The sequence below is a fragment of the Rhizobium sp. L1K21 genome, assembly GCF_024055895.1.
Taxonomy (GTDB): Bacteria; Pseudomonadota; Alphaproteobacteria; order Rhizobiales; family Rhizobiaceae; genus Ensifer_A.
In genome coordinates this window covers 325,727-339,400 of record NZ_JAMXLE010000001.1, presented here as the reverse complement: position 1 = coordinate 339,400, position 13,674 = coordinate 325,727, and the positions used below count along the sequence as shown (strand labels likewise).

Sequence of the window (13,674 nt, the reverse complement as noted above, 5' to 3'; positions counted from 1 at the left end):
TATAGTCAAACTTAACTTGCTTTCTCTGCCGCCAGTTTCAAGCCGAGCCCGATAAAAACCGCACCGCTGGCACGGTTGATCCAGGTGCTGGCCTTTTCAAACCCTACCCGCATTTTCGGCGTGGTGAGAAAAAACGACACAGCCACAAACCAGGCAATCAGGCAGCTTGCCATCACCAGTCCATAACCGAACTTCACGCCAGCCGGCGTTTCGTGGCTCACGATGGCCGAAAAGATCGACAGGAAAAAGATCACCGGCTTCGGGTTCAGCGCATTGGCCAGAAAACCGAGCGTAAAGGCCTTCAAGGCCGACTGCTCTTTACGCTGAACCGGCTCCATGGCCGCCGTATCGATCTTCACGCGTCCCGCGCGCAGCGACTGCACACCCAGATAGATCAGATAGGCAGCACCCGCCCATTTGATCACGTTGAACAGCATGATCGACTGCGAAATGATGAGGCCAAGACCAAGGATCGTGTAGGTGACATGAAACATCAGCGATGTGCCGATGCCGAAACTTGTCAGCACCGCACCTTTACGCCCATGCACGATCGCCTGGCGCATCACCATGGCTGTGTCCGCACCCGGAACGACAATGGCGAATGAAAACACCGCCATCAGCGAGGCCAGTTCCAACAGATATTGGTGCATGCTTTTCGAACCCTTCGAAAATCGGCCTGACCTCTGAGCGAGCCGCGATATGTACGACCGTCCTCTTTTGCCTGCCCATGTTAAATCGGGGCCGCATGAAACGGCCCCGCAGATCTTCCCTTAAAGGTCGAGAACCAGACGTTCCGGATCTTCCAGGCTTTCCTTGACGCGCACCAGGAAGGTCACGGCTTCCTTGCCGTCAACGATCCGGTGATCGTAGGAAAGCGCCAGATACATCATCGGACGGATCACCACCTGACCGCCGATCGCCATCGGACGCTCCTGGATCTTGTGCATGCCGAGAATGCCCGACTGCGGCGCGTTCAGGATCGGCGAAGACATCAGCGATCCGTAAACGCCACCATTGGAGATGGTGAACGTGCCGCCCTGCATGTCGGCCATGGAAAGCTGACCATCGCGCGCCGCCTTGCCGAGACGAGCGATTTCGGCCTCGACTTCGGCAATCGACATCTGGTCCGCATCGCGAACGACGGGAACCACAAGACCCTTGTCCGTGCCAACGGCAACGCCGATATGGCAATAGTTCTTGTAGATGACATCGGTGCCGTCGATTTCGGCATTCACGGCCGGCAGTTCCTTCAGCGCGTGTGTCACCGCCTTTGTGAAGAAGCCCATGAAGCCGAGCTTCACGCCGTGCTTCTTCTCGAAGAGATCCTTGTACTTCTTGCGCATCTCCATCACAGCCGTCATGTCCACCTCATTATAGGTGGTCAGCATGGCTGCGGTGTTCTGAGCATCCTTCAGACGCTTGGCAATGGTCTGGCGCAGGCGCGTCATCTTCACGCGCTCTTCACGCGCTGCATCGTCGCCGCTCGAGGGTGCGCGTGCTGCAGCCGGCGTGCTGGACGGCTGCGACGGCGCGCCCTTGCTGATGGCCGCCAGAACGTCGCCCTTCAGCACCTGACCACGCTTGCCGGAACCTTCCACCTGATCTTCAGAGACATTGTTCTCTTTCATCATCTTGGAAGCCGACGGCGAAGCAGGCATGTCGCCGGATGCTTTTTCGGATTTGCTCTCAGAAGCGGCTTCGGCCTTGGCCTCTTCCTTCTTCTCTTCTTTCTTCGGTGCCTCTGTCTTGGCAGGTGCAGCGCCCTCGCCTTCAGAGATATTGCCCAGGAGACCGCCGGGCTCGACGGTATCGCCTTCGTTGGCGGCAATTTCGCTCAAAACACCGGCAGCCGGTGCGGGAACTTCAACCGTCACCTTGTCGGTTTCCAGTTCACAGAGGATTTCATCGGCTTGAACGGCATCGCCTGCCTTTTTGAACCAGGTGCCGACAGTGGCTTCAGCAACGGATTCGCCGAGGGTAGGAACGCGGATTTCGGTGGCCATGTTTCTGTTTCCGTTTATTTTCGTTTCATTCGGATGTGTGACGTTTTGCGAGGGCGGATCAACCGCCCAGCGCATCCTCCAGGAAGGCGTCCAGCTGCGCCTTGTGCTTCGACATCAGGCCGGTTGCGGGCGAAGCCGCAGCCGGGCGGCCCGTGTAGCGCACGCGCTGATACTTGGCATCAATATGCGCCAGAACCCATTCCAGATAGGGATCGATGAACGACCACGCACCCATGTTCTTGGGCTCTTCCTGGCACCACACCATCTCCGCACCGCGGAACCGTGACAGCTCGTTGATGAGCGCCTTGGCCGGGAACGGATAAAGCTGTTCCACACGCAACAGATAGATATCGTCGATACCGCGGTTTTCACGCTCCTCCAGAAGGTCATAATAGACCTTGCCGGAACACATGACCACACGCCGGATCTTGGAATCCTTCTGCAGCTTGATCGGGCCGTCCTTCACCATTTCCGCATCATCCCACAGCAGACGGTGGAACGAGCTTTCGCCGGCCATTTCGGCAAGCGTGGAAACGGCGCGCTTGTGGCGCAGCAGAGATTTCGGCGTCATCAGGATCAGTGGCTTTCGGAAGTCACGCTTCACCTGGCGGCGCAGAATGTGGAAATAGTTGGCAGGCGTCGTGCAGTTTGCCACCTGCATATTGTCTTCCGCGCAAAGCTGGAGGAAGCGCTCCAGACGCGCTGAAGAGTGCTCCGGACCCTGGCCTTCGAAACCATGCGGCAGAAGGCACACAAGACCCGACATTCTGAGCCACTTGCGTTCACCAGACGAGATGAACTGGTCGAATACCACCTGTGCACCATTGGCAAAGTCGCCGAATTGGGCTTCCCAAAGTGTCAGCGCGTTCGGGTTGGACAGCGAATACCCATATTCGAAACCAAGCACCGCCTCTTCCGAGAGCATGGAGTTGATCACTTCATAGGTTTCCTGGCCGGTCGAAAGGTTGGACAGCGGAATGTAGCGGGCTTCCGTTTCCTGATCGTAGAGCACCGAGTGACGCTGCGAGAATGTGCCGCGTTCGCAATCCTGGCCGGAAAGACGAACCCGGTGACCTTCCGTCAGAATGGTGCCGAACGCCAGGGCTTCCGCCATCGCCCAGTCGATCCCTTCGCCGGTCTCGATCATCTTGGCGCGGTTGTCCATGAAACGCTGAATGGTCTTGTGGGCGGTAAAACCTTCGGGAACCTCGGACAGCTTCTTGCCGATTTCCTTGAGCGATTTCATCGGAACGGCGGTCTTGCCGCGGCGCTGCTCGTCGGCATTGTCAGCCACGCGCATACCGCTCCAAACGCCATCCAGCCAGTCAGCCTTATTGGGCTTGTAGGACTGTCCGGCTTCGAATTCCTGTTCCAGCGTCGCGCGCCAGTCGGCCTTCATCTTTTCAAGCTCGCCCTCGGTGATGAGGCCTTCCTTGATCAGTCGTTCGCCATAGACCTGCACCACGGTCTTGTGAGACCGGATGACCTTGTACATCTTCGGCTGCGTGAAGCTCGGCTCATCGCCTTCGTTGTGGCCGAAGCGACGGTAGCAGAACATGTCGATAACGACAGGCTTGTGGAACATCTGGCGGAATTCGGTCGCGATCTTGGCTGCGTAGACAACCGCTTCGGGATCATCGCCGTTCACATGGAAGATCGGCGCTTCAATCATCTTGGCAACGTCAGACGGATAGGGCGACGAGCGCGAGAAATGCGGGTTCGTCGTAAAGCCGATCTGGTTGTTGATGATGAAGTGAACCGTTCCGCCAACGCGGTGGCCGCGCAGGCCCGAAAGGCCGAGAATTTCAGCAACCACGCCCTGCCCTGCAAAGGCGGCATCGCCGTGCAGCAGGAGCGGCATGACCTTCACGCGTTCCTTCAGCGGAATGATTTCGCCTTCCAGTTCGCCGATCAAATCCTGCTTGGCGCGGGCTTTGCCCATCACCACCGGATTGACGATTTCCAGGTGCGACGGGTTGGCCGTCAGCGACAGGTGAACCTTGTTGCCGTCGAATTCGCGGTCCGACGAAGCACCCAGGTGATACTTCACGTCGCCGGAACCTTCCACATCGTCCGGCGTGAACGAACCGCCCTTGAACTCGTGGAAGACGGCGCGGTGCGGCTTGCCCATCACGTTGGTCAAGACGTTGAGGCGGCCGCGGTGTGCCATGCCGAGCACGATTTCCTTCAGGCCAAGATTGCCGCCGCGCTTGATGATCTGTTCCAGCGCCGGGATCAGCGATTCACCGCCATCAAGGCCGAAACGCTTGGTGCCCTTGTAGCGCACGTCAAGAAACTGCTCATAGCCTTCGGCTTCGATCAGCTTCTGCAGGATGGCCTTCTTGCCGTTCGGCGTGAACTCCACACCCTTGTCCGGGCCTTCGATACGCGCCTGAATCCAGCCTTTGATCTCCGGATCGGAAATATGCATGAACTCGACACCCAGCGTCGAGCAATAGGTGCGCTTCAGAATATCGAGCATCTGGTTGATGGTCGCGTATTCCAGGCCCAGCACGTTGTCGATGAAGATCGGACGATCATAGTCGGCAGGCGTAAAGCCGTAATTTTCCGGCGAAAGCTCGTTGAAGTCTTCAACCGGGGCTGCAATGCCGAGCGGGTCGAGCTGCGCATGCAGGTGACCGCGCATGCGGTACGCGCGGATCATCATGATGGCGCGCACGGAATCGCGCGTCGAGCGCAGAACGTCCGCAGCATCCACCGACTTGCCCTCGGCAGCGGCCTTGGCTTTCAGCTTGGTATCGATGGCTTTTTCAACCGTCGCCCAGTCGCCGTCCAGCGCGTTCACAAGCTCGCCGTTGGCGGCAATCGGCCAGTTCTTCTTTTTCCAGGAAGCACCGGCAGCTGCCTTTTTCACATCCTCCGGATTATCCTTCAGGGCGGCAAAAAAGGCCTGCCACTCTTCCGTCACCGAATTGGGGTTTTCCTCGTACTTCGCGTAAAGCTGCTCGATATAGGCTGCGTTTGCGCCATCCAGAAACGTGGTGGTCTGGAAATATTCGTTGGCTTCTTGCCTTGCCATGATCTTTTGCGGGTCCGACGCCCGCCTCCTGGTCTTTTTTCCGGCCCGTTATCACCGCCCGGACCCGGCGGAAGTCTAGAGACGGCAAACCCGGGAGAGCCATAGGCCCGCCCGGATCGCCTATTTTCAGATGTCAGCCCTTGAGGACCTCAACAAGCGTTGTGCCAAGACGTGCCGGGGAAGGCGAAACCTTGATGCCTGCTGCTTCCATGGCTGCGATCTTGGATTCTGCGTCGCCCTTGCCGCCGGCGACGACAGCACCGGCGTGGCCCATCGTACGGCCCTTCGGCGCGGTACGGCCTGCAATAAAGCCGGCCATCGGCTTCTTGCGGCCCTTCTTGGCTTCGTCGATCAGGAACTGCGCTGCATCTTCCTCAGCCGAACCGCCGATTTCGCCGATCATGATGATGGACTGGGTCTCATCGTCCGCAAGGAACATTTCCAAAACGTCGATGAATTCCGTACCCTTGACCGGGTCGCCGCCGATGCCGACAGCCGTGGTCTGTCCAAGACCTTCATTGGTGGTCTGGAACACGGCTTCATAGGTCAGCGTGCCGGAGCGCGAAACAATACCGACCGACCCCTTGCGGAAGATGGAGCCCGGCATGATGCCGATCTTGCATTCTTCCGGCGTCAGGATACCGGGGCAGTTCGGTCCGAGAAGGCGCGACTTCGACTTGTCGAGCTTTTCCTTCACGCGCACCATGTCCATCACCGGAATACCTTCGGTGATGCAGGTGATGAAGGGAATTTCAGCGTCGATGGCTTCGATGATCGCATCGGCGGCCCCTGCCGGCGGAACGTAGATCACGGATGCATCAGCGCCGGTCTTTTCTTTGGCTTCAGCCACGGAGGCAAAGATCGGCAGGCTTTCGCCCTTCGAACCGGTCCAGGTTTCGCCACCCTTCTTGGGGTGAATACCGCCGACCATCTGCGTGCCGTAATAGGCAAGCGCCTGCTCGGTGTGGAAAGTACCGGTCTTGCCGGTCAGGCCCTGTACCAGGACCTTGGTGTCTTTATTGACGATAATAGACATGTGTTCAGGTCCTCACTTTAGCCGTTGATCGCAGCAACGATCTTCTTCGCTGCGTCGTCGAGATCGTCCGCCGCCGTGATGGCAAGACCCGATTCGTTCAGGATCTTCTTGCCAAGCTCGACATTGGTGCCTTCCAGACGAACAACGAGCGGAACCTTCAGGCCAACTTCCTGCACGGCCGCAACCACGCCTTCGGCAATCACATCACACTTCATGATGCCGCCGAAGATGTTGACGAGGATACCCTCAACCTTCGGGTCAGCCGTGATGATCTTGAACGCAGCCGCAACCTTCTCCTTGCCGGCGCCACCGCCAACGTCACAGAAGTTTGCCGGCTCCTTGCCGTAAAGCTTGATGATGTCCATGGTGGCCATCGCAAGACCAGCGCCGTTGACCATGCAGCCGATGTTACCGTCGAGCGCCACGTAAGCGAGGTCCCACTTGGAGGCTTCGATTTCCTTGGAATCTTCTTCCGTCTTGTCGCGCAGTTCCATGATGTCTGGATGACGGAACAGCGCGTTGCCGTCGAAGGAAACCTTGGCGTCGAGAACGCGCAGATGACCGTTGGTCATCACGATCAGCGGGTTGATTTCCAGAAGGCTCATGTCCTTCTCGTCAAACGCCTTGTAGAGGATCGGGAAGAGCGACTTGGCGTCTTCCGCAGCAGCGCCCTTCAGTTCCAGCGCCGCAGAGATCTTGGCAACATCGTCTGCCGTCACACCCTTTTCCGGGTCGATTGCAATCGTGTGGATCTTTTCCGGTGTGTCGTGTGCAACAGCTTCAATGTCCATGCCGCCTTCAGTCGAAACGACGAAAGCAACGCGGCCAACGGAACGGTCGACCAGCAGCGAGCAGTAAAGTTCGCGCTCAATATCCGCACCGTCTTCGAGGTAGAGGCGGTTGACCTGCTTGCCGGCATCGCCCGTCTGCGCTGTCACCAGCGTATTGCCGAGCATTTCCTTGACATTGGCCAGCACCTCGTCAACCGACTTGGCAAGGCGAACACCGCCCTTGGCGTCGGGGCCGAGTTCCTTGAACTTGCCCTTGCCGCGGCCACCGGCGTGGATCTGGCTCTTGACCACATAAAGCGGCCCCGGCAGCTTCTTGGCCGCAGCCTCCGCCTCATCGGCAGAGAAAATGGCCACACCATCAGCAACCGGCGCGCCATATTCTTTCAGCAGCGCCTTAGCCTGATATTCGTGAATATTCATATTGAAGTTCCTGTCTTATTGGAAAGGAAAGGCTTATTTCAGAGCCGGAGCGATGTTGATGCAGGCCTCGCAGAGACCGGCAACCGCGCCGACAGACTTGTCGAAGGCTTCTTTTTCAGAACCGTTGAGCTCGATCTCGATCACGCGCTCGACACCGCCTTCACCGATCACAACCGGCACGCCGACATACATGTCCTTCACGCCATACTGGCCGGAAAGGTAGGCTGCGCAAGGCAGAACGCGCTTCTTGTCCTTCAGGTAGGATTCAGCCATCTCGATGGCCGAGGATGCCGGTGCGTAGAAAGCAGAGCCGGTCTTCAGAAGGCCAACGATTTCCGCGCCGCCATTGCGGGTGCGGTCGATGATTTCTTCCAGACGCTCCTTGGAGCACCAGCCCATTTTCACGAGATCGGTGAGCGGGATACCGGCAACGGTGGAGTAACGCGCCAGCGGCACCATCGTGTCGCCATGACCGCCGAGAACGAATGCCGTCACGTCTTCAACCGAAACGTTGAATTCCTGCGACAGGAAGAGGCGGAAACGAGCACTATCGAGAACGCCGGCCATGCCGACAACCTTGTTCTTCGGCAGACCGGAGAATTTCTGCAGCGCCCAGACCATGGCGTCGAGCGGGTTGGTGATGCAGATCACAAATGCGTTGGGGGCATATTTCTTGATGCCCGCGCCAACCTGTTCCATCACCTTCAGATTGATCCCCAGAAGATCGTCACGGCTCATGCCGGGCTTGCGCGCGACACCAGCGGTCACGATGCACACATCAGCGCCTTCGATGGCGGAATAATCGGATGCGCCGGAAAGATTGGCGTTGAAACCTTCAACCGGACCGGACTGGGCAATATCCAGCCCTTTGCCCTGCGGAATGCCGTCGGCGATATCGAAGAGAACAACGTCACCGAGTTCCTTCAAGCTGGCCAGATGCGCCAGCGTGCCACCAATCATACCAGAACCGATGAGTGCGATTTTTTTGCGAGCCATAAAAAGCTTCCTCCTGAGAGACAAATCTCGTTATTGAAACGGCCGGGACCCAGCTCTTTCAGGCATTGGCCTTAGCGACTGAGGGTAAAAATGGCAAATGAAAATTTTGGCATCAAGAATTTCAATCGTTTAGAATGTAAAATCCTTACGTAAACGTAAGAAATATTGACGCAAATCTGTCAACTTTCACCAAACTTCCGCGCATGTTCCGCCAGATAATCTTCACTTTGCATTTCAAACAGCCGCGACGCTGTGCGGTCGAATTCAAAGCCTTCCGTACCGCGCCGTATCACCAGCAATTCTTCAGGTTTGGCCGCCGCCGTTGCAAACAGCCTGACACCGTGATCGTAAAGCGTGTCGATCAGAATAATGAACCGCTTGGTCTCGTTGCGCTTGTCCGCATCAAGAAGCGGAATGCGCTCGACAAACACGGTATGATAGCGCTCGGCAATCGCCAGAAAGTCGGACGCACCAAGCGGTTTGTCGCAAAGATCAGCGAAGCTGAACCGCGCCACCTTGCCCGCCGCCATCGGCACGCGAACGGACCGACCTTTCATGGGAATTTCCGCAGGTGAAGCCTTGTTTCCAGCTGTCACTTCATGCCAGGCGCTTTCCATCAGCGCATCGGCGCGCTCGTCAGCCGGGGTTATGTAGACCGGCAGCTGCTTGACCTTTTCCAACCGGTAATCGGTGCGCGCATCAAGTGACATCACCTTCACATGCTCTTTCAGGATCGCGATAAAGGGCACGAAAAGCCCGCGATTGAGCCCGTCGGGATAGAGATTGTCGGGCACCACATTGGAGGTTGCCACCAACACGCAACCGCGTGCGAAAAGCTCGGTAAACAGCCGCGACAGGATCATCGCATCGGCAATATCGGTGACCGTGAATTCATCGAAACACAGAAGCTGCGCCTCATCGCGGATTTGCGCTGCCACCGGCGGCACAGGGTCGGCCTGCTTGGTCTTGCCTTCTTTCAGAAGCTGGCGATGTTTGTGAATGCGCTCATGCACATCGGCCATGAACTCATGAAAATGCGCCCGCCGCTTTGCCCTCACCGGCGCAAGCTCGAAGAACATGTCCATCAGCATGGTCTTGCCGCGCCCTACCGAGCCGTAGAGATAAATGCCCTCCGGAGCGTGGGCTTTCTTGGCGCGCTTTGCAAACAGCCACCCAAGCGCACTGGATTTGGAGGAAAGCGGCGCAGCCTTCAGCGCGCCGAGCACCGTGTCGAATGCCGCAGCCGCTTCCATCTGCGCCGGATCACTCTTCAGATTCCCCGCAGCAACGAGCGCCGACAGGCGTTCGCTCACGCTATGGGAATAATCTGCGAAAGGTTCCATAAACGCTTGGCGGCCCGTTAGCGGCTCAGGCTCACGGGCTGACCATTGGCAGTGGCGCCGTCAAACCGGTTGTCCGCTGTGCGGTAAAGGCGTGCCAGCGGGCTTCCGTTTGCATCGAAAAGCACAACCTGCTTGCCCACCACATTCCACGACCGCATGGTCGTCAACTCGCCGACACAACCGCGCGTACCGCCGCGCGAGCCGCTGCCGAATTTGGTCAGCGTCAGGAAGAGATCGCAGGTCAGACCGTTGTTCGTTGCTTTCCAGTTGCCGAGAATGGCTTCCTTGCTCACATCCTGCGCACCGGCGGCTGCCACCTGCGGATCGACCGTCGTTGCTTCGGGCTTGGCCGGAAACGCGTTCGGATCAGCCATCGTCGGGTCCGAAAGGTTGCCCGACTGCACGCCAGGCACCGGCTGCGGGGCCAAAGGCGGCGCACTGTATTGGGGAGACAGCCCGCTATAGCTCGTTCGCTGACATCCCGTCAGTGCGAGTAGAACTCCTAGGCCGGCGGCGACATATGCTGCGCGCATGAGAAAATGCTCCCGTATCATGATGCGGTCATCTTCCGCACAATCATGGCGGAATAGCGCCATTGTCTTGTAAAATTCAATCCGGACGCCGGTAAAAATCAAACAACAACAACGTTAACAACAGGTATAGGGCCGCATGGGGGGATTTCAAGTCAAGAACAACGCCATCTGACGAAAAACAAACCCCTTGGCCAGTCTACCATCTGGGCCAAGGGGCTGCACCGGGTCCGCAATACACGAAATCCCGGCTCTCGTTTAACGCCCTGACCTTGAACACCAAAACCGTTAGAGGGGGCCTTTGGAATGGATTGCTTCAGGTCAGTGATGACGATTGTGCGTCGGGACTTTAAGAAAAGGCTTAATTCGGCGCTGCAGAAATAGCACCTGAGAACTGGCGATTGCACGCCTTGGACGTGCCATAAACACGAAAAAGCCGCCCCGAAGGGCGGCTTTCCAAAATTCAACCTGCGACGACGTCAGACGCGGCGCTCGACCATCATCTTCTTGATTTCAGCAATCGCCTTGGCCGGGTTCAGACCCTTCGGGCATGCCTGCGTGCAGTTCATGATCGTGTGGCAACGATAAAGGCGGAAAGGGTCTTCCAGATTATCGAGACGCTCACCGGTCGCTTCGTCACGGCTGTCAATCAGCCAGCGATAGGCCTGCAGGAGAACGGCCGGACCAAGGTAACGGTCGCCATTCCACCAATAGGAGGGACAGGAGGTCGAGCAGCAGGCGCAGAGAATACACTCGTAAAGCCCATCAAGCTTCAGGCGATCCTCATGGCTCTGCAGCCATTCCGTTTCCGGCGGCGGCGAAACCGTCTGCAGCCAGGGTTCGATGGAGCGGTGCTGCGCATAGAACTGGTTGAGATCGGGCACCAGATCCTTCACCACCGGCATGTGCGGCAGCGGATAAACCTTCACCGCACCAGCCACTTCATCCATGCCCTTGGTGCAGGCAAGCGTGTTCGTGCCATCGATATTCATCGCGCAAGAGCCGCAAATGCCTTCGCGACAGGAACGGCGCAGCGTCAGCGTCGGATCGATATTGTTCTTGATGTACAAAAGACCATCGAGAACCATCGGCCCGCAATCATCGGCATCGATGTAATAGGTGTCCATACGCGGGTTTTCACCATCGTCCGGCGACCAGCGGTAAATCTTGTACTCGCGAACATTCTTCGCGCCTTCAGGTTTCGGCCAGACCTTGCCTTCCTTGACCTGAGAATTCTTTGGGAGAGTGAGTTCAACCATTAGGCCCGGCCCTTTCGAGACTTCGCCGCCGCAGTGCGTTCCACTGCCGGCATCAAATCATTATTCTCTTCAATACGTAGCATTCGGATGTCGCGCACCGAGGCGGAAAACCAGTCAAAAGCATCAGTGAGCTCCTGTATCGTTAGCACACAGGAAACAGCGTCCACATTTTCATCGCCGAAATAGGTGCTACCCTGTTGCCAACCGAACCCTCTATCAGCCAAAAAGCGCCTTATCTCGGCATATGCGTTGTTCCAGGATTCACCGGGATAAACGTCTTTCAAGCTGTTCGTGTCCAAGTCAAAAACGACCGCATACATCGACTTTCCACTACCTCTAGCAACTTTGCGATTATGCCCAATCATGTTCATGGTGGTGTCCTTTTGACCCCAATTTAACATGCAACGCCTTAGTAGACACGCGCCTTGGGCTCGATCTTTTTCGGATCGATACCTTCGGCAATCAGGTCGGTGTGAACAGGACGGTAATCAAGCTTGATATCGCCCTTTTCGTTCACCCAGGCCAGCGTATGCTTGCGCCAGTTGACATCGTCACGACCGCCGAACGGACCTTCTGTGTAGTCCTCGCGGGCATGCGAACCACGGCTTTCCTTGCGGGCTTCAGCGCCGTAAACGGTGGTGATCGCGCAGGCCATGAGGTTGTCGAGTTCCAGCGTTTCCACGAGATCGGAATTCCAGATCATCGAACGGTCGGTGACCTTCACGTCCGACAGCTCGCCCCAGATTTCAGAGATGCGCTTGCAACCCGATTCCAGCGCTTCCTGCGTGCGGAACACGGCAGCGTCTTCCTGCATGGCGCGCTGCATCTTGTCGCGCAGAACAGCCGTGGGCTTGGCGCCGCTGGCGTTGCGCTTGGCATCGAAACGTTCCATGATTTTGTCGCAGGCAGCCGTGTTCAGGCTCGGCACCGGCTCCTCCTTGTCGATCACCTGACCGGCGCGGATCGCAGCCGCACGGCCAAACACAACAAGGTCGATCAGAGAGTTGGAGCCAAGACGGTTGGCACCGTGAACCGAGGCCGATGCCGCTTCCCCCACAGCCATCAGGCCCGGCGCGATCGCATCCGGGTTATCGGCGGTCGGGTTCAGCACCTCGCCCCAATAGTTGGTCGGAATACCACCCATATTGTAGTGAACGGTCGGCAGAACCGGGATCGGCTCACGCGTCACATCGACACCGGCGAAAATCTTCGCACTTTCCGAAATACCCGGCAGGCGCTCATGCAGAACAGCCGGATCCAGGTGGTCGAGATGCAGGAAGATATGGTCCTTGTTCTTGCCAACCCCACGGCCTTCGCGAATTTCCATGGTCATGCAGCGGGACACAACGTCACGCGATGCGAGGTCCTTGGCGGACGGCGCATAACGCTCCATGAAGCGCTCGCCTTCGGAGTTGACGAGATAACCGCCCTCACCGCGTGCGCCTTCGGTAATCAGACAGCCCGCGCCGTAAATGCCGGTCGGGTGGAACTGCACGAATTCCATGTCCTGCAGCGGCAGGCCGGCGCGTGCAATCATGCCATTGCCGTCACCCGTGCAGGTATGGGCAGAGGTCGCCGAGAAGTAGGCGCGGCCATAACCGCCGGTCGCCAGAACCACCATCTTGGCGGCAAAACGATGGATCGTGCCGTCATCCAGATTCCAGGCGACAACGCCGGTGCAACGGCCATCGTCTTCCATGATCAGGTCGAGAGCGAAATATTCAATGAAGAACTGCGCATTGTTTTTCAGCGACTGACCATAAAGCGTGTGCAAAATAGCGTGCCCGGTACGGTCAGCAGCAGCACAGGTGCGCTGCACCGGCGGACCTTCGCCATAGTTCTGCATGTGGCCGCCGAACGGGCGCTGATAGATCTTGCCCTCTTCATTACGGGAGAACGGCACACCATAATGTTCCAGCTCATAAACCGCCTTCGGCGCTTCCATGGCCAGATATTGCATGGCGTCCACGTCGCCCAGCCAGTCGGACCCCTTCACGGTGTCGTAAAGGTGCCACTGCCAGCAGTCGGGCGTCATGTTGGTGAGTGAGGCAGCAATGCCGCCCTGGGCTGCAACCGTATGCGAGCGCGTTGGGAAAACCTTGGTGATGCAGGCCGTTTTCAGACCCTGCTCTGCCATGCCAAGCGTTGCACGCAGACCGGCGCCACCGGCGCCAACAACGATCACGTCAAACGAGTGATCGACATAAGTATATGAATTGCCATTGATATTGGCTGATGAATTCGCTGCCATGATAT

11 protein-coding genes are annotated in these 13,674 nt (G+C 57.6%); all 11 read right to left on the bottom strand.

Annotation, left to right across the window (positions count from 1 at the left end; genetic code table 11):
- Window positions 1-11: 11 nt before the first annotated feature.
- The gene (locus NHF56_RS01545) at window positions 12-650 is read right to left on the bottom strand and encodes a LysE family transporter (RefSeq protein WP_252800931.1); all 639 of its coding nucleotides are present in this window, start codon (window positions 648-650) and stop codon (window positions 12-14) included.
- A 120-nt stretch (window positions 651-770) separates the two neighbouring features.
- Window positions 771-2,003 carry a 2-oxoglutarate dehydrogenase complex dihydrolipoyllysine-residue succinyltransferase gene (gene odhB, locus NHF56_RS01540; RefSeq protein WP_252800930.1) on the bottom strand — a complete coding sequence of 411 codons (1,233 nt, stop codon included), beginning with the start codon at window positions 2,001-2,003 and terminating at the stop codon, window positions 771-773.
- Between the two features lie 58 nt (window positions 2,004-2,061).
- On the bottom strand, window positions 2,062-5,043 hold the full coding sequence (locus NHF56_RS01535; RefSeq protein ID WP_252800929.1) for a 2-oxoglutarate dehydrogenase E1 component: 2,982 nt from the start codon (window positions 5,041-5,043) through the stop codon (window positions 2,062-2,064).
- Between the two features lie 133 nt (window positions 5,044-5,176).
- Complete coding sequence (gene sucD / locus NHF56_RS01530; protein ID WP_252800928.1) at window positions 5,177-6,079, bottom strand: succinate--CoA ligase subunit alpha; 903 nt, start codon at window positions 6,077-6,079, stop codon at window positions 5,177-5,179.
- A 17-nt stretch (window positions 6,080-6,096) separates the two neighbouring features.
- A complete protein-coding gene (gene sucC / locus NHF56_RS01525; RefSeq protein WP_252800927.1) occupies window positions 6,097-7,290 on the bottom strand; it encodes an ADP-forming succinate--CoA ligase subunit beta in 1,194 nt (397 codons plus the stop codon).
- A gap of 33 nt (window positions 7,291-7,323) precedes the next feature.
- Window positions 7,324-8,286, bottom strand: a complete 963-nt coding sequence (gene mdh, locus NHF56_RS01520; protein WP_252800926.1) for a malate dehydrogenase — start codon at window positions 8,284-8,286, stop codon at window positions 7,324-7,326.
- Window positions 8,287-8,465: 179 nt separating this feature from the next.
- Window positions 8,466-9,629, bottom strand: coding sequence for a cell division protein ZapE (zapE, locus tag NHF56_RS01515; protein ID WP_252800924.1), 1,164 nt, complete (start codon window positions 9,627-9,629; stop codon window positions 8,466-8,468).
- Between the two features lie 17 nt (window positions 9,630-9,646).
- On the bottom strand, window positions 9,647-10,162 hold the full coding sequence (locus NHF56_RS01510; protein ID WP_252800923.1) for a protease inhibitor Inh/omp19 family protein: 516 nt from the start codon (window positions 10,160-10,162) through the stop codon (window positions 9,647-9,649).
- Window positions 10,163-10,638: 476 nt separating this feature from the next.
- On the bottom strand, window positions 10,639-11,418 hold the full coding sequence (locus tag NHF56_RS01505) for a succinate dehydrogenase iron-sulfur subunit (RefSeq protein ID WP_252800920.1): 780 nt from the start codon (window positions 11,416-11,418) through the stop codon (window positions 10,639-10,641).
- Complete coding sequence (locus NHF56_RS01500; RefSeq protein ID WP_252800918.1) at window positions 11,418-11,789, bottom strand: virulence factor; 372 nt, start codon at window positions 11,787-11,789, stop codon at window positions 11,418-11,420. The genes NHF56_RS01505 and NHF56_RS01500 overlap by 1 nt, the downstream gene beginning before the upstream one ends.
- Before the next feature lie 38 nt (window positions 11,790-11,827).
- Window positions 11,828-13,669, bottom strand: coding sequence for a succinate dehydrogenase flavoprotein subunit (gene sdhA, locus NHF56_RS01495; protein ID WP_252800916.1), 1,842 nt, complete (start codon window positions 13,667-13,669; stop codon window positions 11,828-11,830).
- Between the last annotated feature and the right edge of the window lie 5 nt (window positions 13,670-13,674).